This window comes from Rhizobacter sp. (genome assembly GCF_032229685.1).
Classification (GTDB): domain Bacteria; phylum Pseudomonadota; class Gammaproteobacteria; order Burkholderiales; family Burkholderiaceae_C; genus LMDS01.
In genome coordinates, this window is sequence record NZ_JAVTWP010000001.1 from 11,553 (window position 1) to 33,502 (window position 21,950).

The 21,950-nt window shown below is 68.0% G+C and carries 18 protein-coding genes; 10 read left to right on the top strand and 8 right to left on the bottom strand.

The genetic code is table 11. From position 1 onward, the window contains the following. Window positions 1-39: 39 nt before the first annotated feature. Window positions 40-2,298 carry a TonB-dependent receptor plug domain-containing protein gene (locus AC30PD_RS00055; protein WP_489533582.1) on the bottom strand — a complete coding sequence of 753 codons (2,259 nt, stop codon included), beginning with the start codon at window positions 2,296-2,298 and terminating at the stop codon, window positions 40-42. Continuing rightward, on the bottom strand, window positions 2,295-3,857 hold the full coding sequence (locus tag AC30PD_RS00060; RefSeq protein WP_489533583.1) for a sigma-54 interaction domain-containing protein: 1,563 nt from the start codon (window positions 3,855-3,857) through the stop codon (window positions 2,295-2,297). The genes AC30PD_RS00055 and AC30PD_RS00060 overlap by 4 nt, the downstream gene beginning before the upstream one ends. 146 nt (window positions 3,858-4,003) lie before the next feature. Here AC30PD_RS00060 and AC30PD_RS00065 point away from each other — a divergent pair, with 146 nt between their 5' ends. Genes AC30PD_RS00065 through AC30PD_RS00095 form a run of 7 tightly spaced genes read left to right on the top strand, consistent with a single transcriptional unit; the run spans window position 4,004 to window position 9,990 of the window. Continuing rightward, the gene (locus AC30PD_RS00065) at window positions 4,004-4,693 is read left to right on the top strand and encodes a GntR family transcriptional regulator (RefSeq protein WP_489533584.1); all 690 of its coding nucleotides are present in this window, start codon (window positions 4,004-4,006) and stop codon (window positions 4,691-4,693) included. Beyond that, window positions 4,683-5,981: a malonyl-CoA decarboxylase gene (locus AC30PD_RS00070; RefSeq protein ID WP_489533585.1), complete on the top strand. Its 1,299-nt coding sequence runs from the start codon at window positions 4,683-4,685 to the stop codon at window positions 5,979-5,981. Before AC30PD_RS00065 ends, AC30PD_RS00070 begins: the two co-directional genes overlap by 11 nt. A 37-nt stretch (window positions 5,982-6,018) precedes the next feature. After that, a complete protein-coding gene (locus tag AC30PD_RS00075) occupies window positions 6,019-7,014 on the top strand; it encodes a Bug family tripartite tricarboxylate transporter substrate binding protein (RefSeq protein WP_489533586.1) in 996 nt (331 codons plus the stop codon). Then, window positions 7,014-7,805, top strand: a complete 792-nt coding sequence (locus AC30PD_RS00080) for an enoyl-CoA hydratase/isomerase family protein (protein ID WP_489533587.1) — start codon at window positions 7,014-7,016, stop codon at window positions 7,803-7,805. The genes AC30PD_RS00075 and AC30PD_RS00080 overlap by 1 nt, the downstream gene beginning before the upstream one ends. A 28-nt stretch (window positions 7,806-7,833) precedes the next feature. Further along, window positions 7,834-9,372, top strand: a complete 1,539-nt coding sequence (locus tag AC30PD_RS00085; protein WP_489533588.1) for a malonate--CoA ligase — start codon at window positions 7,834-7,836, stop codon at window positions 9,370-9,372. After that, entirely contained in the window at window positions 9,362-9,589 is a 228-nt protein-coding gene (locus tag AC30PD_RS00090) for a cysteine-rich CWC family protein (protein ID WP_489533589.1), read from the top strand. Before AC30PD_RS00085 ends, AC30PD_RS00090 begins: the two co-directional genes overlap by 11 nt. Beyond that, window positions 9,568-9,990 carry a cupin domain-containing protein gene (locus tag AC30PD_RS00095; RefSeq protein ID WP_489533590.1) on the top strand — a complete coding sequence of 141 codons (423 nt, stop codon included), beginning with the start codon at window positions 9,568-9,570 and terminating at the stop codon, window positions 9,988-9,990. Before AC30PD_RS00090 ends, AC30PD_RS00095 begins: the two co-directional genes overlap by 22 nt. On the opposite strand, the gene AC30PD_RS00100 is transcribed toward AC30PD_RS00095, so the two are convergent. Continuing rightward, entirely contained in the window at window positions 9,987-10,796 is an 810-nt protein-coding gene (locus AC30PD_RS00100; RefSeq protein WP_489533591.1) for an iron-containing redox enzyme family protein, read from the bottom strand. The genes AC30PD_RS00095 and AC30PD_RS00100 overlap by 4 nt on opposite strands. A gap of 150 nt (window positions 10,797-10,946) precedes the next feature. Continuing rightward, on the bottom strand, window positions 10,947-13,193 hold the full coding sequence (locus tag AC30PD_RS00105) for an ATP-binding response regulator (protein ID WP_489533592.1): 2,247 nt from the start codon (window positions 13,191-13,193) through the stop codon (window positions 10,947-10,949). Window positions 13,194-13,414: 221 nt separating this feature from the next. Between AC30PD_RS00105 and AC30PD_RS00110 the strand changes: the two genes are divergently transcribed. Continuing rightward, the gene (locus tag AC30PD_RS00110; RefSeq protein WP_489533593.1) at window positions 13,415-13,771 is read left to right on the top strand and encodes a PRC-barrel domain-containing protein; all 357 of its coding nucleotides are present in this window, start codon (window positions 13,415-13,417) and stop codon (window positions 13,769-13,771) included. 304 nt (window positions 13,772-14,075) lie between these two features. Continuing rightward, window positions 14,076-14,360, top strand: coding sequence for a late competence development ComFB family protein (locus AC30PD_RS00115; RefSeq protein ID WP_489533594.1), 285 nt, complete (start codon window positions 14,076-14,078; stop codon window positions 14,358-14,360). Between the two features lie 293 nt (window positions 14,361-14,653). On the opposite strand, the gene AC30PD_RS00120 is transcribed toward AC30PD_RS00115, so the two are convergent. From AC30PD_RS00120 to AC30PD_RS00135, 4 genes are all read right to left on the bottom strand, one after another. Next, entirely contained in the window at window positions 14,654-17,617 is a 2,964-nt protein-coding gene (locus AC30PD_RS00120) for a YncE family protein (RefSeq protein WP_489533595.1), read from the bottom strand. A 118-nt stretch (window positions 17,618-17,735) separates the two neighbouring features. Further along, complete coding sequence (locus AC30PD_RS00125) at window positions 17,736-18,161, bottom strand: hypothetical protein (protein WP_489533596.1); 426 nt, start codon at window positions 18,159-18,161, stop codon at window positions 17,736-17,738. A gap of 76 nt (window positions 18,162-18,237) precedes the next feature. Then, window positions 18,238-18,411, bottom strand: a complete 174-nt coding sequence (locus AC30PD_RS00130; protein ID WP_489533597.1) for a hypothetical protein — start codon at window positions 18,409-18,411, stop codon at window positions 18,238-18,240. Window positions 18,412-18,582: 171 nt separating this feature from the next. Continuing rightward, window positions 18,583-19,239 carry a TetR/AcrR family transcriptional regulator gene (locus tag AC30PD_RS00135; protein ID WP_489533598.1) on the bottom strand — a complete coding sequence of 219 codons (657 nt, stop codon included), beginning with the start codon at window positions 19,237-19,239 and terminating at the stop codon, window positions 18,583-18,585. Window positions 19,240-19,299: 60 nt separating this feature from the next. On the opposite strand from AC30PD_RS00135, the gene AC30PD_RS00140 reads away from it, so the two are divergent. Then, window positions 19,300-21,942 (top strand): ATP-binding protein, encoded by a 2,643-nt coding sequence (locus AC30PD_RS00140; RefSeq protein ID WP_489533673.1) that lies wholly within the window; start codon window positions 19,300-19,302, stop codon window positions 21,940-21,942. Window positions 21,943-21,950: the final 8 nt, after the last annotated feature.

Here is a 21,950-nt window from a genome sequence, read left to right on the forward strand (position 1 = left end):
CAACGCCTGATATTCAGACAATGACCAACTATCGGTCAATCACAGCTTGACCTCCAGCCGCAGCTGCAGATTGATGTACGACGGCGCCGTGGTGGTCGACACCTCGCTCCCGAGCGAACTGCCAGTCACGTAGTCGAGCGCGGCGAGGTTGCTGGCCGTCACGCGCAGTTGCAGCGCCGGGTTGAAGACCCACAAGCCGTAAGCGTCGACACCCAGCTTCTTGCCCTGGTACGCGGTCTGGGCCACGGCCAGCCGGGTGTTGTAGCCGGGTGTCCAGTTCAGGTTGCCACCGAGCGTGAGCGGCACGCCGGGCACACGGTAGTCGGCACCGAAGTTCGCGGTGTAGTCGGGCTGCTGGTCGAGCCGGTTGTCGGGGCCGGGCGCGCTCTTCACGCGCGAACGGAAGATGCTGGTGTTGGCGCGCAGGTCGATCCTCGGCGCGTCGGCCACCAGGTCGCTCAGGCGGAACTTGGCTTCGAGTTCCAGGCCTTGCGTGACCGCGTCGCCCAGGTTCTGCGGCCGCGACACCCAGCGCGGCTGGCTCGACCACGACACGTTTTCGAGCGTGATCACACTGCGCATCAGGTCCCTGATCTGGCGGTGGAACACGCTGGCGCTGAGCACGCCGCTGCCGGGCAGATAACGCTCGGCGGCGATGTCGATGCCGGTCGCGAGTTCGGGCTTGAGCGCCGGGTTGCCCGCCGCGTCGGGCTGGCTCGGCGTGTTGCCACCATCCGCCGGGTAGCGGCTGTTGATGCGCGGGCGGCCGATCAGGTTCTGCAACGAAGGTGAGCGGTAGCTTCGCGTCAGGCTGAAGCGCAGCTGGTCTCGGCTGTCGGGCGCGGGCTTCCACACCGCGTGCAGCAAAGGCGTCCAGACGCTGCTGCGGTTCGTTGGCGCGACGCTGGCACTTTCACCACTGCCGCGGGTGTCGATGCCTTCCCAGCGCAAGCCGGCGTGGGCCGACCAGAGCGGCGTGAGGTTCCATTCGTCTTGCGCGAACACGGCCAGTCGGGTGGCCGACGCCGACACGTTGTCGCCGAAGTCGACCAGGATCGGCGCGCCGTCCTGCAGCGTCGTGCGGCGTTCGTTGCGGCGGTTGCTCTCGGCTTCGGCGCCGGCCACCAGGCTGTGGTCGCCTTCGAGCACTTTCACGAGCTTGCCGCTGAAGAGCAGGTTGCGGTCGGTGGTGTCGGCGTCGTCGGCGAGTGTGCGGCTGAGCGCGCCGCCGGTGGTTTCGCGGCGCACGCCCGACGTCTGGCTGCGGCTCTGGGCCAGCGCTGCTTTCCACTCGAGCCGGCCGCCGATGCCGAGCCGGTGGTTCCATTGCCCGTTCAGGCGCAGCAGCGAAAAGCTGCCGTCACCGAGGGTGCTCGCCGTGTCGTAGGGCGCGGGTTCGGGCCCCACGGTTTGCTCGAAGCGACCGCGGCGGTCGGTGCTGCCGGTGCTGTAGATCGCGAGCGGCATCAGCGTCAGCACGTCGACCGTGTCGACGCTCCGCCACTGCAGCCGGCCGGTCGCGTGCAGGCCACGGCGCTTGTCGCGCACCTCGCCGGTGTCACGCTGGTCGAGCGTGGTCGCGCCCGTGGCAGGGTCGGTGTCGACCGTGGTCGTGACACTGTCGTTCTGCCGGTCGTTCGAGAACGCGGTGAGCGAGTAATTCCAGGTCAGCGCGCCCGACGCGTCGTTGCGCGTCCACGAGACGCTGGGCTGCACCCGGTCGTTTTCGAGCGCGGCGCTCAAGCGCAGGTCGTTCACCCGCTTGCTGAAACCTTCGCGCGTGATGATGTTGATGGTGCCGGCGATCGCGCGGGCGCCGGTTTCGGCGGTGGGCGCGCGAAGAATCTCGATGCGCTCGATCTGCTCGGGCGTGAGCGAGTCGAGCGAAAAGCCCGGCGGGATGCGCTGGCCGTCGAGCAGGATCTGCGTGTAGCCGCTGCCCAGGCCGCGCATGCGGATGTTGCCGCCTCGGCCGGGCCGGCCCTGCATCGTGACGCCGGGAAGGCGCTTGAGCACATCGCCCAGGGTGCTGTCGCCGAAACGCTCGATCTCTTCGCGGCCGATCACGATCTTGGCGGCGGTGGACTCGCGCCTCTGCTGGGTGTCGTCGGCGCGCCCGCCGATCACTTCGACGGGCTTGAGCTCGGCGGAGGGTTGCGGCGCCGATGCGGCGGCCGCCGGCGGTGCGGTCACCGGCGCGGCGGGCGGCGCGGTCTGCGCGTGGCTGATCGCGCTGGCGAAGCCGGCGCCGAGCACCGGCCACCAGCGCAGCGGCCTGCGGTGGCTGCGCGCGCTCACCGCGCGGCCCCGTCGACGGCGGCTGCGGGCGCGCGCGGCGTGTCGATCAACAGCAGCTTCTCGTAGAGCGTGGCGCGGGCGATGCCGAGCAGGCGCGAGGCGGCGAGCTTGTTGCCGCCGGTCGCGGCCAGCGCTTCCTGGATCGCGCGCGCTTCGAGTTCGGCCACTGCCTGCGGCAACGGCTTGATGTGCGCGATGGCGGCTTCGGCGGGCAGCGAACGCGCCGCGGGTTCGGGTGCCGGCATCAACGGCATGGCCACCCCCGACGTGCCCCTGCCTGCGGGCGGGGCGATCACCTCATCGGCACGCATCAGGCCACCGAAATGCCGCGCCGTGAGCAGCGGGTCGTCGGCCATCAGCGTGGCCTGCTCGAGCACGTTGCGAAGCTCGCGGATGTTGCCCGGCCACGGGTGGCGGGCCAGCAGGTCGAGCGCGTCGGCCGACACGCTCTTGTGCGCCAGCCCGCTGCGGCGCGCGATGTCGTCGGCCAGGGTTTCGACCAGCGCTTCCAGGTCGGCCAGGCGCTCGCGCAGCGCCGGCAGGCGGATCGGCAGCACGTTGAGGCGGTAGTACAGGTCGGCGCGGAAGCTGCCGGCCGCCACCATGGCCGGCAGGTCGCGGCTGGTGGCCGCGATGATGCGCACGTCCACGTGTTGCACCTGGTTGCTGCCGAGCGGCTCGACCTCTTGCTCCTGCAGCACGCGCAGCAGCTTGCTCTGCAGGCCGAGCGGCATGTCGCCGATCTCGTCGAGCAGCAAGGTGCCGCCGTCGGCCAGCTTGAACTTGCCGTCGCGCCCCTTGCGCTCGGCACCGGTGTAGGCGCCTGGCGCCACGCCGAAGAACTCGGCTTCGAGCAGCGTCTCGGGCACGGCCGCGATGTTGATGCCGATGAAGGGCTTGCCGGCCCGCAGGCTGGCGGCGTGGATGCCGTGCGCCAGCAGTTCCTTGCCGGTGCCGGTTTCGCCGAGCAGCAGCACCGTGCTGTCGGTCTGCGCCACACGCCGCGCCTGGCGCTTCACTTCGACCGCGGCCGCACTCGCGCCCACAAAACTGGCGAGCGAGTGTTTGGGCTTGCGGTGCTGCGTGAGGTGCGCCGCGAGCTGCTGGCGCGCTTCATTGAGCTCACGCTGCAGGCCCGAGAACTTGGCCATCAGCGGCTGCATCGTGGTTTCGGGGTGGTCGAGCAGCACCATTCCCATCGCGCCGATCACCTGGCCGGCGGCGTCACGCAGCGGCAGGCGGCTCACGAGAAAGGTGCCGGCGTGGTTCGTGAGCAGGTCGACGAGGATCGGCTGGCCGGTGTCGATCACCTGCGCCATCAGCGTGTTCGGCACCACCTCTTCGACGCGCCGGCCGACGAAGTCTTCTTCGGCGTGGCCGAGGCTCGGCAGGAACTGCTTGTAGCCCTCGCTGATCCAGACGATGCGGTGTTCGCGGTCGACCACCATCATGCCCATCGCGGTGCTGGCCAAGGTCTCGAACATGCTCTGGGCGGCGAGCTTGAGCACCGCGTCGGCGTCGGCAGGCAGTTGGGCGGGGCGGTTCTCGGGGCGAGGCATCGTGGCGAGCAGGTGTCCGAATGGCAGACACTTTAGCGGCTGGCTCACGCGCCCGGGAGCTGGCAAACACCCGTGTACGCCCTGCCGCAGCCCCTCGGGCAACCCCGGTTCTTGTAATTATGAATTATTGATTGTAGAGTCGGCGCATGGTCAGCCCCACCCCCTTGCGCCCGTCGTCGATGCATGAAGAGGTGGCCACCCGGCTGCGCAACATGGTCTTCGAGCGCCAGCTCGCGCCCGGCCAGTGGATCGACGAGCTCGCGCTCGCCAACGACTGGAAGATCAGCCGCACGCCGCTGCGCGAAGCGCTCAAGGTGCTGGCCGCCGAAGGGCTGGTCACTTCCGTGCCGCGCCAGGGCTGCAAGGTCACCGAGATGTCGGAAGACGATGCCGACGAGCTGTTCCCGGTGATGGCGCTGCTCGAAGGTCGTTGCGCTTTCGAGGCCGTGCGCAAAGCGACCGACGCCGAAGTCAAGAGCCTGCGCCGCCTGCACGACGTGCTCGAAAAACACGCCGCCGCCAACAACATCGACGGTTACTACCGCGCCAACCACGACTTCCACACCCGCGTGCAGGCGCTCGCGGCGAACCGCTGGCTCGACCGCGCCACCAACGAGCTGCGCCGCTTCCTGCGCCTGTTGCGCGGGCGCCAGCTGAACTGGCCGGGCCGCATGGCGGCGTCGATCAACGAACACCGCGTATTGATCGACGCCTTCGAGCAGCGCGACGCGGTGCGCGCGGAACGCACGATGCACGACCACCTGATGGCCCAGCTCGCCGCGCTGAAAGCGCTGCGCGCGAATGAACAGTCGACCGGAGTCACGCATGCTCGATGAACTGAGAAGTGCCGCCCGCAAGGTCGGCAACGAACGCAGCCTGCGCGGCCTGCTGATCGACTGCAAACGCCTGCTCTCCGAGCGCGGCGAAGCTAACAGCGTGGGCATCGCACACGATCTGGTCGCGCGTTTTTCGGCGCTGCCCGACGAGCAGCAAGGCACCTTCTTCGAACGCCTGTCGAGCGACTTCAGCCCCGACCCCAAGGCCGTGCTGAAGAGCGCACAAGCCTACGCCGACGCGCCCAACGCGCAGAACCTGGCGCTGCTCACGCAGACCACCGAGCCGCCTCGGCAAGAGCTGCTGCGCCGCATCAACCGCTCGCCGGGCGGCACCTCGAGCATCGTGGCGATGCGGCGTGCGCTGCTGGCGCGCGTGGCAAAGAAGCCCGAGCTGCAGGCGGTGGAAGCCGACTTCCTGCACCTGCTGTCGAGCTGGTTCAACCCCGGGTTTCTGCAACTGCAGCGAGTGGACTGGAATTCGCCGGCGCAATTGCTGGAGCAGATCATCCAGCACGAAGCGGTGCACCAGATCGACGGCTGGGACGACCTGCGCCGCCGCCTGCAACCCGACCGCCGCTGCTTCGCGTTCTTTCACCCGCAACTGCCGCACGAGCCGCTGATCTTCGTCGAGGTGGCGCTGCTGCCCGAGATGCCGGGCCAGATCGCGCCGCTGATCGACAAGGCCTCGAAGCCGCTGGCGCCGAGCCAGTTCAAGGTGGCCGCGTTCTATTCGATCAGCAACTGCCAGCCAGGGCTGAAAGGTGTTTCGCTCGGCAACTTCCTGATCAAGCGCGTGGCCGAAGAGCTCAAGCGTGAGCTGCCGCAGCTCAGAACCTTCTGCACGCTCTCGCCGCTGCCCGGCTTCGCGCGCTGGGTGCGCGCTGGTTCAGTGTGCGAAGGCTTGCCCAAGGCGCGTGCGCAGGCGCTGCGCGGAGCGCATCAAACCTTGCTGGCGGCCTGCGGCGGCGACCTCGACAAGATCAGCACGGCCGCCGCGCTGCGCACGCTGAGCACTGAGGCCAGCGCGGCACTGCTGCGCCTCGGCGCGTATTACCTTGCCTGCCACTCGCCCATGCGCAGCGGCGACCCGGTGGCGCGCTTTCACCTCGACAATGGCGCCCGCCTGGAACGGCTGAACGCGCTCGGTGACCTGTCGGTCAAGGGCGCAAAGCAGTCGTTCGGGCTGATGGTGAACTACCTCTACGATCTGCAGAAGATCGAGGCCCACCACGAAAAATTCGTGCAGGGCGAGGTGGCGCATTCACGCGCCGTCTCGGCCCTGCTTTGATGTTCACGAGACCACAAGACCCACAACGGAGACCCGAATGACCACCACATCCCCCGCACGCCGCCACACCCTGCGCGCCGCCCTGCTGTGCACTGCCGCCCTCGCCGCGAGCCCGTGGGCCCTGGCGCAAGGCGCGTGGCCGAGCAAACCCGTGAACATCGTCGTGCCCTTCCCGCCCGGCGGCGGCACCGACGCTTTCGCGCGGCCGCTGTTCGCCGTGATGACGAAGAACGTCGGCAAACAGTTCCTGATCGACAACCGCGGCGGTGCCGGCGGCACGCTCGGCGCCGGCATCGCGGCCAAGTCAGCGCCCGACGGCTACACCTTCTTCATGGGCGCGGTGCACCACGCGATCGCGCCTTCGATGTACCCGAAGCTCGACTACAACCTCGAATCCGACTTCATTCCCGTGGGCCTGATCTCGAGCGTGCCGCAGGTGATCGTGGTCAACCCGCAGCGGGTACCGGTCACCGACCTGAAAGGCCTGCTCGACTTCGTGCGCAAGAACCCCGGCAAGCTGAACTACGGCTCGGCCGGCAATGGCACCTCTCACCACTTGGCCGGCGAGCTCTTCAAGCTGCAGACCAAGACCTTCATCACCCACATTCCCTACCGCGGCGCCGGCCCGGCCTTGCAAGACCTGATTGCCGGCCAGGTCGACATGATGTTCGACGGGCTGGGTTCTTCGGCCAACCACATCAAGGGTGGGCGCATCAAGGCGCTGGCCGTCGCTTCGCCGAAGCGCGCGCCGGGGTTTGCCGAATTGCCCACCACCGCCGAAGCCGGCGTGCCGACCTACCAGGTCGCCACCTGGTACGGCCTGTGGGCACCGAAGGGCACCCCGAAAGAGGTGATCGACCGCATGCGCGCCGAAATGAGCAAAGCGCTGACGTCTGAAGAACTCGTCAAGACCTGGAACGGCCTCGGTGCCGAAACCCCAGACCTCTACGGCGACGCCTTCGGCAAGTTCGTCAGCAGCGAAACCAAGCGCTGGGCCGAGGTCGTGAAAAGCTCCGGCGCAAAGCTGGAGTGATGGGCGGCGCGGTTCAGTGGGCCGGCGCCGCGGCGAACGGCGTGGCCCGCGTGACGCTCGCCAACCCCGGCAAGCTGAACGCGATCGACATCGGCATGTGGCGCGAGCTGCGCGCCTTGTTCGAGCGGCTGCAAGCCCTGCCGCATGACGAAGCGCCACGCGCCGTGATCGTGTGCGGCGCCGGCGGGCAGTTCGCGTCGGGCGGCGACATCCACGAGTTCGCGAACTTCCGTTTCGAAGAAACCGCGTTGCACGACTTTCACGAACACACCGTGGCGCCCGCGCTGCAGGCCATGCTCGACTGCGACATTCCGCTGCTCGCGCAGATCGACGGTGCCTGCATCGGCGGTGGCCTGGAGATCGCGGCGTGTTGCGACATCCGCGTCTGCGGCGAGAGCAGCCGCTTCGGCGCGCCGATCGCCAAGCTCGGTTTCCCGATGGCGCCGGGCGAGCTCGAACGCCTGAGCCAGGTCTTCGCCGCGCCGGTGTTGCGCGAGATGCTGCTCGAAGCGCGCCTGTTCGACGCGCAGGAAGCGCTGCGAGCAGGCGCGGTGCACGCGGTCGTGGCCGATGCCGATGTGGCGTCGACCGCGCTGCAGCGCGCCGAGCGCATCGCCGCGCTGTCACCGCAAGCCGCACGCATCAACAAGCGCACGCTGCGCCAGATCGCGGCCGGCGGGCCGACGCCGGCCGAGCGGCGCACGCACTTCGGCTACGCCGACAGCGCCGAGCACCGCGAAGGCATCGGCGCCTTCATCGCCAAGCGGCAGGCGCGTTTTCAGCGCGGCTGATTCCAGTCCACAAAATGAGAGCCACAGCATGGGCCAGAACCACAACCTCTTCAGCGCACTGCGCGCCGCTTTCCCGAAAGACCTGGACACGATCGCCATCGAAACCGGCGACGGCCCGCTGCTGCGCTACACGTGGCGAGATCTCGACCACGCCACCGCGCGCATCGCCAACCTGCTCGACTCGCTGGGCCTGCCGGCCGGCGCGCGCGTGGCGGTGCAGACCGAGAAGTCGGTCGAAGCGCTGATGCTCTACCTGGCCGTGTTGCGCGCCGGTTATGTGTACCTGCCGCTCAACACCGCCTACCAGGGCAGCGAGATCGAATACTTCATCGGCAACGCCGAGCCGAGCGTGGTGGTGTGCTCGGGCAAGAACTTCGGCTGGGTCAGCAAGATCGCGTTCAAGGCCGGCACCGAACATGTGTTCACGCTCAACGAAGACCGCACCGGCAGCCTGCTCGACCGTGCCGCGCCGCGCAGCGACGAGCACACGCCAGCCCACAAAGAGGCCGACGACCTGGCCGCGATTCTCTACACCAGCGGCACCACCGGGCGCAGCAAAGGCGCGATGCTGAGCCACGGCAACATGCGCTCGAACGCGCTCACGCTGAAAGACTACTGGGGCTGGCAAGAGGGCGACGTGCTGATCCACGCGCTGCCGATCTTCCACGTGCACGGCCTGTTCGTGGCCTCGCACGGCGCGCTGATCAACGGCAGCAAGATGATCTGGTTCAGCAAGTTCGACCCCAAGGCCGTGCTCGCGCGCCTGCCCGAAGCCACCGTGTTCATGGGCGTGCCCACGCTCTACGTGCGCCTGCTCGGCGAAGCCGGCCTCACGAAAGAAGCGTGCCGGAACATGCGCCTGTTCGTCGCCGGCTCGGCGCCGCTGCTGATGGAAACCTTCAACGAGTTCCGCGAGCGCACCGGCCACACCATTCTCGAACGCTACGGCATGAGCGAGACCGCGATGCTCACGTCCAACCCTTACCACGCGAAGCTCGGCGAACGCCGTGGCGGCACGGTCGGCTTCCCGCTGCCCGGTGTGGGCTTGCGTGTGCAAGGCGAAAACGGCCAGGCCTGCGCGATCGACGAGATCGGCGACATCCAGGTGAAGGGCCCGAACGTGTTCCAGGGTTACTGGCGCATGCCCGAAAAGACGAAAGAAGAGTTCACCGCCGACGGCTGGTTCAAGACCGGCGACGTTGGCAAGATCGACGCGCGTGGTTATGTGTGCATCGTGGGCCGCAGCAAAGACCTGATCATCAGCGGCGGCTACAACGTCTACCCGGCCGAGATCGAGGGCTACCTGAACGACATGCCCGGCGTCGGCGAAAGCGCGGTGATCGGCGTGCCGCACGCCGACTTCGGCGAAGCCGTGGTCGCCGTCGTGGTGGCACGGCCGGGCAGCGCGCCCGATGCAAGCGCCTTGATCGCCGAGCTGAAAGGCAACATCGCCAACTTCAAGGTGCCCAAGCAGGTGTTCGTGGTGAACGAGTTGCCGCGCAACACGATGGGCAAGGTGCAGAAGAACCTGCTGCGCGAGCAGCACAAGGGCTTGTTTGCGCGCTGAGGCCGCGGCCGCGATCAACAGCGCCTGCCCGCGCTGCGGCGCGGCGTTTCATTGCGGCGTGAACGACAAAGAGCCTTGCGCTTGCGGCACGGTCAAGCTCGGCGAGGCCACGCTGAAGGAGCTGCGCGAACGCTTCGAGCTTTGTCTTTGTCTGAGTTGCCTGCGGCAGGCTCAGGCGGATGCTGGTGAGGTGCCATGTCCGATGCCGCCGACCTGATCGCCCGGCTGGCCCTGAGCCGCCACCCCGAGGGGGGCTGGTACCGCGAGACCTGGCGCGCTCCGGCAGCGTCGGGCCGAAGCGCCGGCACGTCGATCCTGTTTCTGCTCGAAGCCGGGCAGCGGTCTCACTGGCACCGGGTGGACGCGTCGGAGCTCTGGATATTCCAGGCGGGGACGCCGCTGACCTTGATGACCGCGGTCGACCACGAGACGATCGAAACCCGGCTGGGGCTCGACGTGGCCGCCTGCGAGTGCCCTCAGTACATCGTTCAGCCGAACCAATGGCAGGCAGCCCATGCAGAAGCAGGGTGGTGCCTGGTCGCTTGCGTGGTCGTGCCGGGCTTCAGCTTCGACGGCTTCGAGATGGCGCCCGCCGGCTGGACACCGCAGAACGGCTAGGCGGCCAGGTCGGCGAAACCCAGGGTCGACGAGTTCGAGGCGGTTTCGTCGAAGCTCCCGTGCAGCGTGGCCATCATGGCGCTGTCGAGTGACATTTCCATGTACCTGTAGCTCGACTTCACCGCGCGCTGCACGGCCGCGACTTCCGCGGCGCCGGGCGCATGGCCGAGCAAGGTGGCAACGATGTCGAGCGCTTCCCAGGGATGGGTGTCGTCGTACTCCGCGTGCACCTTGAGCCAGCGCATCGACGGCGCGCGGATCTTCTCGGGCAGCGACTCCGCATAGGTGGTCTTCGAACACACGACGCAAGACCACTCGCCGGTGGCACCTTCGACGGCAAAGTTGGTGGCTGCCATGGCGACGGCCAGGCTCGCCTGGTCGCACACGTACCAGCACCAATGGGCCAGGGCTTCCATCTCTTGGGTATCGGCGCCCGCACGCAGGTCGCTCAAGCCGAGACCGGCCGACGCTGCCCAAGAAGCCCAATGCTCCGAATGCTTCTGCTCGACACGGATGTTCTGGATCAGGTAACGGCGCGCCATGTCTTCGCCGACACTGTCGCCGTAGCCCATCTTCTTGAGGTTCATCGCCATGAACCGGGGGAACTGTTCGATCGTCGGCCAGACACCGATCATGAAGCGCTGCATGGCCGCGAGCGGAAGCTGAGCATCGCGCATCAGCGCGAACAGTTCGTGCTCGACCACGCGCTTCTTGTAGGGCGTGGTTTCGTGTACCACGCGCTGCAGCCAGACCGGATAGCTCCCGATGTTCTTCAGGTCGCCGGTACGACGAAACTCATTGGACATGGCAACCCCCACCGTTTGCGTGTGGAAAACTCAGCAATGATCGTGCCCGCCTCATGGTGTTTGCGCAACGAGGCCTTTCTCGGTGTGCCCTGCCTGCAACGGTTCGCGTTCGGGGCGGGGCCGGGGCTGGCGGCTCGACCTTCCGCAGCACTACGCGAAGGTTTCGTCGGTGTGCTTGTCGAGCATCGCCAGCAGCTCGTCGAAGATGATGGGCTTGGTCATGTAACTCTCGAACCCGGACTGCAGTGCGTGGTGAATCTGCTCAGGCAGTGCGTCGGCCGAAAGCGCCACCAGCCGAATGTCTCGCGTCGATCGATCGTTCTGCAGCGCGTGGGCGACGTCGATGCCCGTCATGTCGCCGAGATTCATGTCGACCAGCATCAGGTCGGGGGGATCGAGCCGCGCCATCTCGATGGCGAGCGTGCCGTTCGGCGCAATGCGCAACGAGATGCCGCGACGCAGCGTCACGATCTGGCGAACCAGCTCGGCGTTGACCTCGTTGTCTTCCGCGTACAGAACCCTGAGGGACCGCCCGGCCCGTGAAGCGTCCCGGTGCGCCGGCTCGTTGTCTGGATCGACGGCGGGCGGTTCCGCGACGCGCAGGGTCAGGGTGACGCTCGTGCCTTCGCCGAACACGCTGTTGACCACGAGCTGCCCCCCCATCATCTCGGCGAGCTGGCGCGAGAGAACCAGGCCGATGCCCGTGCCTTCCACGGTCGATGACTCGGCGCCGAGGCGGTTGAAGGGTTGAAACAGACTTTCGAGCTGCTCTGGCGCGATGCCACGGCCGGTGTCGACGATATGGATCTCGCACGCTGTCTCGTTCACCTTCCAGGTAAGGCTGACCTTGCCGCCCGGCCGGTTGTACTTGACCGCGTTGCTGAGCAGGTTGACCAGCACCTGACGCAGACGAACCGCGTCGGCTTGGACCCAGATCTCTTCAACGGCCGACGCGGCGTGCCCCAGTGTGCGGGGCGCGGCCGACATCAGGAAGACTTCGATCCCTGCGTCGGTGACGAGCGGCGACACCATGGTCGCGGCTTCTTCCACGGCCTTGAGCAGCTTGACGGCACCCGGCAGCACCGACATTTCTCCGGATTCGATGCGCGACAGGTCGAGCACGTCGTTGACCAGCGCGAGAAGGTGGGAGCCCGCGTTCTCGACATGCTGAACGCGCGCCAATTGCTCGAGCGAGAGTGGCCGGTCCACGTCCATGCGCAGAAGCTTCGAGAACCCGATGACGGCGTTCAGCGGCGTGCGCAACTCATGGCTCATCCGCGACAGGAAGTCGGTCTTGGCCTTGTTGGAAGCTTCCAGCGCTTCGTGGGCGCGGCGCTCGGCTTCGGCGCCCAGTTTCGCGGTGACGTCGCGCAACACCACGGTGGACAGCACCGAGCGTTCGATCTCCAGCCGCGATAGTGAAGCCTCGAGCGGGAAGCTGCTGCCGTCGACCCGAAGCCCTACGGCGTCTTCCAGGGTGCCGGCGGTCGCTTGCAGGGAAATCCGTGCCCCTTTCGAGGTGGCGATGAACCTGTCGATCGACGTGCCGAGCGCGTTGGCCGAGTCGACGCCGAACAGGTCTTCGGCCGCCCTGTTGAAAAGAACCACCCGGCGTTGTTCATCCACCGTGACGACGCCATCGGTCACTGCGTGGATCAGGCGCTGCATCCGCAATTGCGCCGCGGCTTGCTGGCGCATGCTGCGGCGAACGAAAAGGAGGCCCGAGAACATCAACAGCATGGCGATCGCCGCATTCAGCCCCAGCAGCAGTTGCTGCGTGGTCCGCGACGCCTCGCCCAGCTGGAACGAGAAGGCGCTGGTCAGCTTGGTGAGCCTTTCGTTGAGGATCGGTGCCTGAACCCGCATCTCGCCCACCGCGGCCGCCTGCAGGTCACCGGCCAGGATGCGCTCGCGGGCCCGGTCCACCAGTTGGCGAAGTTGCTCGATCGTCCTGTCGCCTTCGGTCCAGGTGGCGATGGGCTTCGACATGAACGGCACGTGCTGGAACCAGCGAAACATCAGGACCAGGCCGTCGATGTCGTCGGGGTGGTTCCCACCGTTCAGAAAGCCTCGCCGCGCGGCCGGGATGTCGGGGACAGGCTGTTGCAGCGCTTCTCTGGCAGCGCGATCACCCAGTGGGTTGGCCAGGGCCGCAACGAATCGTTGGTAGTCGGCCTCGTCGTTGCGCTGGGCATAGGCCAGAACATGAATCTGCGCGTCTTTCTGCCCTTTGGAATAGAGGCTCTCGCCCGTGACGTAGGCGCGGACGGTGGAAAGGAGCTGGATACTGAAGGCAGAAACGGATGCTTGCAAAAAAGCCATCGCGACGAACACCGACACGATCGGCCAGTACCGGGGCGTCGGTGATTCTTCCTTCGGCTTTTCAGCTCCGAGCATGGGGCCCCCGGTCGAGCGTGCGCACCTGCGACTTTGCGCCGCGTCGCAGGAATCGTCGACTTGAGGGTACCCCACTTGCACGTGGTGCTGGTGGTATGAAGCACCGTAATGCGGCCGATTTTCCTACCTGCACCCGGCCCGCCTTCCGATCGATGCCCGAGGGCCATCCGAGCACAGTCACCTGACGCCGCATCCCGCGGCGAATTCGTCAGGAGACCATGATGAACACTTCCTCTTCTTCCCACGATGTCATTTCTTCGGGCCGCGTCGAAGGCACCAACGTCTACAACACGGTCGGCGACAAGCTCGGCTCGATCGACGACCTCATGATCGACAAGCGCTCGGGCCAGGTGCGCTACGCGGTGCTGGAATTCGGTGGCTTTCTCGGCATGGGCACCGACCGGTACCCGCTGCCCTGGAACATGCTGAAGTACGACACCACGATGGACGGCTACGTGGTGCCGCTCGACAAGGACCGCCTCGACGGCGCACCGAGCTATTCCGACGAAAAGCGGCCCGACTACGACGACGAATACGGCCGTCGGGTGAACGACTACTACGGCGTTCCGTATCTTTGAGGTCTGACGTTCGGCGAGCACCGTGCTCGCCAAATGACGCGGGCGCTCTCACCGTCTGGTGAAGAGCGCCCGCGGGTCTGAAAGCAGAGCCGGCTACTTGAAGAGAGGCTCCGTTCCGGACCAAGAGATTGAAGACATATCACCCCCTTTCAATGAGCTGCGAGGCCCCCAGCGTACACGATCCCGGGCCTCCACGGTGAACTGATGGTGAGCCGGATAACCGGGGCAAGCCGCCCGTTGTTCCGGGTCTGTGATGTGCGCAGCGCGGCCATACTCGGTTCGACCAGAAGCCGGGAGAACCCCTGTGAGCGCAACCTTCGACGAGATCCACAACCTGCAGGAACAAGCCGTGTTCACGGCCATTGCCGAGATCGCACCGGCGTACCCTCACTTCGCCCTCGACCTGATGGCCGACGTGGCCTGTGTCGCGTTGAACCGCTTGCCACAACGCTACGTGCGGCACACGGTCGACTTCGCCTTCTACCAGACGACCCCGGAGCGCGAGAACGACAAGCGCGCCACCGACGAAGCAGTTCGTTTCGCGTTCGAATTCGTGCAGGCGCGCGGCGCGATGCGCGCGCGGGGCTGACGGGCCGGCCAGCCCGGGTTCTTCGCACAGCAGTCGTCGATGGCGGGTTGGCAGCCCTTTGAGGCTCGTCGACGAATTCACGCCGATGGTCGCCAACCGATCGCGTAGAGGCGACCATTCAGTGATTGCTCGAGGCCGCGAAGGGCCGTGACGTTGCGCGCGAATGCCGCACGCGCCGGCCCGGTCTGGTCGCCGCCCGGTGCCGACCGACATCTGCTCACGGCGATCGATGTGCAGGGTGTCGCCGATACGCGCGAGTTGTCGGTCGAGTTCGCGCCGCCAAGAGGCGACGCTCAAAACACCTTCAGCGACACCATCCACTCGCTGCCAGCATGCTGCCGGCCGCGCCAACCGGTGGCATAGCCGATCGACAGTGTCAGGTCGTACCAGTGCAGTACCGACACGCGCAGATCGACCTGCGCGCCCAGGCTGGCGTAGCGCTGGCGGCGCGCGGCGTCGGCCGGGTCGGCCCACAGGCCGGCGGCGAAGACCGAGGAGCGCAGCGACTGCAGGTGCAGGTCCGGTGAGCCGGCCGATTCGAAGACCGCGGGCGGCAGGTTCAGCTCGACCATCTGGCGCACGAAGCTGCGCGCGGCGATGGCGTCGATGCCGAAGCCCGGCATCGACATCGGCTCCCGATAGCGCCGCACTGCACCGTCATCGACGCGGTTGTTGCCGAAGGCACCGAAGTAATACTGGCCGATCGACAGGCTGCGCGTGCCGGCGGTGCCACCCAGCGCCGTGCGCGACCACAGCGAGGTGTGGCTCAGCGGCAGCGGCAGCCCGGCGTCGAAGCGCAGCATCGGCTGCGTCACGACATGGCCGTTGGCACGGCTCGCCGTCAGCGTGCCGGCAGTGATCACGCCCTTTTCGTCGTCTACCGCCCCCAGCGAACGGCGCAGGTCGCTGTAGTGCAGGCCGGTCTCGGCCACGAGCAGACGATCGAACGGAGCCTCGATGTTCTGCGCACCCGGCAGCGCATCGAGCCGGCTGTAGTGCGAGAGACGGGTCTTCCACGCGAGCGTTCGCGGGCGTTCGTAGATCAGCAGGCGCTCGTGGCCCAGGCTGACCTCCAGGCCACGGCGGCCGCGCAACCTGGGGCCGAACAGGTCGTAGAAGCTCGACCGGTTCCACGCCAGCGTGGCCGACCATTCGCGGTAGCTGGCGTCGATCAGCAAGTGGCTGCGCTCTTCGGTGGGCAGGCCTTGCCCCGGCGTGATGGCCGCAGTGACGCCCAACTGCACCAGTCCGAGCGGGTCGCCGAAGTTGGCGCGCAGCCCGACGCCCGCCGTATCGCGGTAACCCTGGGCCACGGGGTAGAGGTTCAACAGCCGGATCTGCTCCAACGGCTCGTACACCCCGCGCTCGCGCACCAGGGCCTCGTCGTCGACGGTGTTGGCCGCGGGCACCTGCCAGGTCGCGACGACCGGGTGGCGCTGCGCCAGCTCGGCGCCCAGGAAGCGGATCGCGCCCGCCGCCGACAGCGGCCCGGGTTCGATCACCACCGGCGCGAAGCCCTGCCCGGTGTATTCGAAGACGACCAGCGAGCCATCGGGGCGGGGGATGGGCCGGAAGAAGCCGGTCTCGGCGTTCGACACCAGGTCCACCCGGCCGGTGGCCACCTCGAAGCGGTAGATGTTGGAGACCCCCGTGTAGTACGCGCTGCCATACAGGTAGCGGCCGTCGGGCGAGAAGGCGAAGCCTTCGGCCGCAGCAGGGGTGAAGCTGAACGAGCTGACGGCCACCAGCCGCCCCGCGCGCAGGTCGGCCATGCGGTACACACGCAACGTCTGCTCGCCAGCACTGTCGGCCACCGCCGCCGAGAGCAGCGTGCCGTCGGGCGACACGTCCAGGTCGCCGGGCACGACGCCGTACTCGAAAGCGTAAAGGTCCTGCCAATCCTGGTACGGGTACGGCACCTGCACCAGCGTCGCCCGGCCGTTCTCGTGGCGCACGCCGATCAGCGCGCGGTCCGACGGGTCGAGCGCGATGGCGCCGATGCGCGCGCCCTTCAGCAGCTCGGTCTGACGGCCGGTGTCGAGCTGCGTGGCCCAGAGGCCGCGCAGGCCGTTGTTGTCGGTGGTGTAGAGCACCGTCTTGGCTTGCGGGTCGTAGGCCAGCGAGGTCACCGAATACAGCATCGCGCCGCGGATGCCGGCGAGCGGCCGTGATGCCCCGGTGCGCAGGTCGATGGCGGCGATGTGGTCCAGCGTGCCAGGCCTGCGCACGCCGGCGATCAGCTCGCCGGTGTCGTCGTCGATGAAGCCGCGCGACACCGAGCCCAGCGGCTGTGCCACCAGCGGCTTCGTCGGCGTGACCGGATGACGGCGCAGCTCGGTCAGGTTGGCTTGCTGGAAGCGGCGCTCATCGGCGATCCAGCGCTGCCAGGCGGCTTCGAGCGGCTCGCCGAAGACGTGCTCGAACTGCGCGGCATACAAGGCGCGGCTGTCTTCGTCGCGCCGCAGCACGCGCACGACCTGTTCGGGCGAGTGGGCCCAGGCGAGCCAGGTGAAGAAACGCGTGCCGTAGAGGTACGCGGCGGCCCCCACCTGGAAGTCCACCTGGGTGGCGCGCGACGCGAGGCCGAGCGGGGTGTAGAACGGTGCGTCGTCGCGCACCATCGCGCGGAACACCATCTCGTCGTAGCCGCCCTGGGCGCGCCCCTGGCCGCCGGCCATCCAGGTCTCCATGAAAACGGCGGCGCCTTCCAGGTACCAGCGCGGCGCAGCCCAGCGTGGCGTGGTGAGCAGGCTGTAGAGCAGCGACTCGGGGTGGTCGGACTGCGGCGTCACCTTGCCGCTGAACGCGTGGCGCCAGAAGCGGTCGCGCGTGTCGGCCACATCGCCGTTCGCAATGTGCACCAGTTCGTGGTTCATCGTGGTGTAGAAGCGCTCGTGCCCCGGGCTCGTCTCGAACGGGTTGGCCACCGGCGCCACGTCCAGGCGCAACAGGTTGCGCGGCGCCGGCGAGGCATTGGCATTGCCGTAGTCCGAGAAGTCGCGCAGCCACAGCGTGGTGAGGTCTGCGGGCTGCCATCCGAAGATGCGACGCTGCCACTGGGCCGAGTTGTGGAAGGTGCGCACGGCGTGCGGCACGAACGGCGCAAGCGTCGGGTCTGAGTAGATGACCCGCACGTCGTCGGTCAGGGCGTACGACAGCCCGAGCGAAGATGCCATCGCGCTTGCCGACAAGCCTGCCGATGCCACCGCCAGCAGCCAGGCCACCGCCCGGCGTGTTGTTCGTTCCAGTCGTGTCATCTTGAAGACGTGGGTGGCGCCGGCATCGCGGTCTCGGCGCGGCCAAGTGAAGACGCCGGCTCCAAGGCCGGCAGACTTGAGACGCCGGCCAATGCCGACGGTGAAGACGTCGGGCTACTTACTGCATCGCGCCGCGGTCAGCCGCCTGCAGTGCGAACGCCCGTTCAGCGGCCTTCAACGCGAACGCCCGTTCAGCGGCCTTCAAAGCGAACGCCCGTTCGGCGGCCTTCAACGCAAAAACCCGTTCAGCGGCCTGCAGCGCGAACGCACGGCTGGCCGCGTTGACGTTCGCGGCCTGCACGTCGGCGGCGCCGGCCGTCAGAGTGTGCTGACCTTCGGCCGCAGCGTCGGGTGAGGCGATCGTCACGGCCGAGGCGCCGTTGTCGGGTGCGCGGTAGCGCTGAGCCGGGGCGATGGAGGCGCTGATCTCCGATTGCGCAGCGGCGATCTGCGGCTGCGCCAGGCCGACGAGGGCCGTGACGATGGCGGCGCAAGCGCCGAGGGTGCGGCGGACGGAATGGGCGGTGGTGTTGTGCGTGTTCATCGAAGTTCTCCTTGGGGGGGTGAGTGCCTGTCGGCGGTTGGGTGGCGGGGAAAGAGCGGGGAAAGGTGTGGAGCCGTCAGACCCGGGTCGCCGAGGCGGCGGCCACGAGACTGGCGGGGCCGGCCTGGGTCTGCGCGTCGAACGCGGTCAGCAGGCCGCCGAGCAGCGCCGTCGAGACGACCAGGCTGCCGAAGGCGGCGACCAGGCGGTTGGTGAAGCTGAGCGAGTTCAGGGTGGTCTGGGTTTGCATGGCGTGTCCTTGAGATGGGTTGGCTGCTGGGGTGACTGAACTGTCGGCCACACCCCCCTTCAGCGTCCTCCAGCCGGCCTATAGCGTTCTCAAGCGTTCTGAAATGCGGGGCCGACGGCCCTGAAGTTCGTGTCGAGCCTCACGGCTGGACGCGGGCGCTCTCTTAGGCCTTCACTTCTTCCGCGCTCTCGGTACCGGCGCCGACTGGCGGTACACGGCGACGAGCGTGTCGATCATGTCGGTGTCCTGGTGGACCAACGGGTCGTCCGCCGACTCCACCAGCGCCTTCATGCTCAGCAGGCCGATCACCGACGTGTAGGCGACGAAGGCCAGGCGTCGCGCCTGCTTGGCGTCGATGGCGCCCCGGCCATCGGCGTGCAAGCGTTCGGCCGCGCCCGCGAGCACGAGGTCGTTCAGCGGCCGGATCCGGTCGAGGTTGCCTCCCATCATGTTCTTGAGGTCGAAGAACGGCAGCGCGGTATGGCTCAGCTGGAACAGCCGGAGCTGCCTCGCGAACGCGTGGAAGTAGGTGCGGAGCAAGGCCTCGAGCGCGTCCGCGCCGTTGTCGGTCAGTGCAACCGCCTCGGACACGGCCGTGGTCGCCCGCGTCAGCTCCGCCAGCGCGACCTCGAACAGCAGCGCTTCCTTGGACGCGAAGTAGTGATACAGCGCCTGCTTGCGCAGGCCGACCTCGTCGGCCACGAGCCCAAGGGTGAAGCCTTCAAGGCCGTGGCGGGCGATGACCGTGTAGGCGGCGCCGACGAAGTCGGCCTTCACGAGCTCGCGCCGCTTCTCGATGCGTCGGGAAGAAGGGTGATCGGTCGTCATGTCTGAACGCAATTAAACCACTTTACCGGCGGTAAAACTATGGCTAGACTGCGGTGCGTGATGCAGATCGATGCGAACCTTTGCTTCGGCCCCGGTGGCCGCTTCGAGCTCCAGCCGACGGAACGCCGGCTGCTGGTCGACGGCCAGCCGGCCAACCTCGGGGCCCGTGCTTTCGACCTGCTGCTGGAGCTGGCCGCCCGACCGGGAGAACTTCGGACGAAGAACGAGCTGATCGAGGCCGTCTGGTCCGGCACGGTGGTCGAGGAAGGCAACCTCGCCACGCAGATCAGCGCGCTGCGCAAGATCCTGGGCAGTGAACTGATCGCCACCATCCCCGGGCGCGGCTACCGATTCGCGACGCGGCTCGACAGCGCGCCTTCAACGCCCTCAACACCTGCAGCGCCCGCCGTGCCGTCGCCCCTCACAGCGACGCCACCGGCTGCCCCAGACGCCGGGCTCCGGACCAACCTGCCGGCCGCGCTGCCGCCGCTGGTGGGCCGCAGCGAAGACCTGGCGGCGCTGCACGAACTGCTCTCGCTGCACCGCCTGGTCAGCATCATCGGCGCCGGCGGCATGGGCAAGACGACCGTCGCGCTGCACCTCACGTCGCAGCGCCGGGCCGAGCACCGCCACGGCGTGTGCTGGGTGGAACTGGCCAGCGTCACCGACCCCACGGCCTTGCCGTCGGCCATCGCGGCAGCGATCGGCGTGCGCATCGGCGGCGCCGACCCGCTCGAGGGGCTGTGCGCCGCACTGGCGCCGCTGGAGATGCTGGTCGTGCTCGACAACGCCGAACAGGTGGTCGATGGCCTCGCGCGAGTGGTGCAGGCGGTGCTCGACAACGCGCCGGGCCTGCGCGTGGCGGTCACCAGCCAGGTGCCGCTGAAGCTGCCCGGCGAGCGGGCCTACCGCATCGGCGGGCTCGCCGTGCCGCAGGGGCCGCTGCCCGCGGCCCAGGCGCTGGTGTTCGGCGCCGTCGCGCTGTTCGTCGAACGCGCGCAGGCGGCCGATGCACGCTTCGTCTTCACCGATGCGCAGGCGCCGACGGTCATCGAACTGTGCCGCGGGCTCGACGGCCTGGCGCTGGCGATCGAGCTGGCTGCCGCCCGTGCGCCGATGCTCGGCGTGCAGCGTCTGGCCAGCGCGATGGACGACCGGCTGCGGGTGCTCACCGGCAGCCGCAACCGCATGGCGCCCGCGCGCCAGCAGACGCTGCGTGCCACGCTCGAATGGAGCCACGGCCTGCTCGATCCACCCGAGCAGGTCGTCTTCCGCCGACTCTCGGTCTTTGCCGGCAGCGCATCGCTGGCGATGGTCCAACGGGTGCTGGCCGACCCGCCCGGCGAGGGCGGCCTCGATGAATGGGCCGTGCTCGACGCACTGGCGCTGCTGGTGGACCGCTCGCTGGTCGTCGCGATGCTCCCCGACGACGGTGCCGAACCCCGCTATCGACTGCTCGAAACACCGCGGCTGTTTGCGCGCGAGCAACTTCAGCAAGCCAGCGAGGAGGCGACGCTGCGACAGCGGCATGCGCATGCGGTGGCCACTCAGTTCGATGCGCAATCGGAAGTGTTCGAAAGCGGCCGCAGCGGCCTGAAGGCCTGGGTGCAGGCGATGGCGCCGGACCGCGAGAATGGTCTGGAAGCGTTGGCTTGGACCTGTGCCGAGGGTGACGCCGTCCGGGCGGCTCAGATCGCCGGGGCGCTCGCCTTGGCGCTGCAGGGCGGCACGCAACAGCAGCGGATCGGCATGATGGACGCGGTCGAGCCGCTGATCGACGGCCTCGACGGGCCGGATCTGCTGGGGCGTGTCATGTTCATGGCTTCTCTGGCCCTGAACAACAATCCCGACCGCGCACTGAACCTTGGTCGCCGAGCCGCTGCCCGTCTCCCGGTTGCCCCACCCGTTGCCCCATCCGATGCGTCGCCCGCCGGCCGCTGGGCCTGGCACCGGGCTTATGCGCTGATCGCCAGCATAGAGGCGCGGGCGGGCGACCTGCCCACGGCGCAGCGTGCGCTGGCGCAGGCGCGTCTGTCTGCCGACCCCGCGTGGCCTGCGGTGCGCGCTCGGCGGCTGGCCGAAGCGGAGCAGCACGTCGCCATGGCACAGGGCGACATGGATGCCATGCTGGCGTGGAACCGCCGGCTCAACGAGCTGGATGCCTCCACGGGCACTCCTCTTGAACACAGCCTGCACAACCTCGCCGACGCCGAGCTCGGCGCCGGGCATGCTGAACGAGCGGTAGCTCTCGGCACCGAGCTGGTGGCCTTGCTGGCGGGAGGACGCGACGAGACGATCCTGACCTCTGCGCGTCTCAACCTCTCGGCCGCGCTGCTGGCGCTTTCCGACCCTGCTGCCGCCGCAAAGCACCTGCGTGCCGGTTGGGCCCAGGCAGGGCGGTTCGGCCAGGCGGCCTTCTTTGCCGACTACCTGTCCTTGCTGGCCGCGTTGGAAGGGCGCATGGGTGCCGCGTCGCACATCGCCGGCCATGCGGACGCCGCCAATGCCCGCCATGGCCGGCGCGAGCCGAACGAAGCCGCCGCCATCGCCCGCGCCAGCCAGTTGGCCCGCGCCGCGCTGGGCGACGCCGAGTTCGACCGGCTGCACGCAGAAGGCACGCGGCTGCGCGAGGCGGACATCACGGCGCTGGCCTTTCCCGCCCCATCGATTGATCGCCCTTTCGAGAACGCCACCAACCCATGAACGCCTAC

Excerpts from the sequence above, each read along its gene's own strand:
- AC30PD_RS00100 (WP_489533591.1), bottom strand. The coding sequence starts at position 10,796 with ATGTCCAATGAGTTTCGTCGTACCGGCGACCTGAAGAACATCGGGAGC.
- AC30PD_RS00095 (WP_489533590.1), top strand. The coding sequence starts at position 9,568 with ATGTCCGATGCCGCCGACCTGATCGCCCGGCTGGCCCTGAGCCGCCAC.
- AC30PD_RS00130 (WP_489533597.1), bottom strand. The coding sequence starts at position 18,411 with ATGCAAACCCAGACCACCCTGAACTCGCTCAGCTTCACCAACCGCCTG.
- AC30PD_RS00110 (WP_489533593.1), top strand. The coding sequence starts at position 13,415 with ATGAACACTTCCTCTTCTTCCCACGATGTCATTTCTTCGGGCCGCGTC.
- AC30PD_RS00075 (WP_489533586.1), top strand. The coding sequence starts at position 6,019 with ATGACCACCACATCCCCCGCACGCCGCCACACCCTGCGCGCCGCCCTG.
- AC30PD_RS00070 (WP_489533585.1), top strand. The coding sequence starts at position 4,683 with ATGCTCGATGAACTGAGAAGTGCCGCCCGCAAGGTCGGCAACGAACGC.
- AC30PD_RS00120 (WP_489533595.1), bottom strand. The coding sequence starts at position 17,617 with ATGACACGACTGGAACGAACAACACGCCGGGCGGTGGCCTGGCTGCTG.
- AC30PD_RS00105 (WP_489533592.1), bottom strand. The coding sequence starts at position 13,193 with ATGCTCGGAGCTGAAAAGCCGAAGGAAGAATCACCGACGCCCCGGTAC.
- AC30PD_RS00135 (WP_489533598.1), bottom strand. The coding sequence starts at position 19,239 with ATGACGACCGATCACCCTTCTTCCCGACGCATCGAGAAGCGGCGCGAG.
- AC30PD_RS00065 (WP_489533584.1), top strand. The coding sequence starts at position 4,004 with ATGGTCAGCCCCACCCCCTTGCGCCCGTCGTCGATGCATGAAGAGGTG.
- AC30PD_RS00060 (WP_489533583.1), bottom strand. The coding sequence starts at position 3,857 with ATGCCTCGCCCCGAGAACCGCCCCGCCCAACTGCCTGCCGACGCCGAC.
- AC30PD_RS00080 (WP_489533587.1), top strand. The coding sequence starts at position 7,014 with ATGGGCGGCGCGGTTCAGTGGGCCGGCGCCGCGGCGAACGGCGTGGCC.
- AC30PD_RS00140 (WP_489533673.1), top strand. The coding sequence starts at position 19,300 with ATGCAGATCGATGCGAACCTTTGCTTCGGCCCCGGTGGCCGCTTCGAG.
- AC30PD_RS00125 (WP_489533596.1), bottom strand. The coding sequence starts at position 18,161 with ATGAACACGCACAACACCACCGCCCATTCCGTCCGCCGCACCCTCGGC.
- AC30PD_RS00085 (WP_489533588.1), top strand. The coding sequence starts at position 7,834 with ATGGGCCAGAACCACAACCTCTTCAGCGCACTGCGCGCCGCTTTCCCG.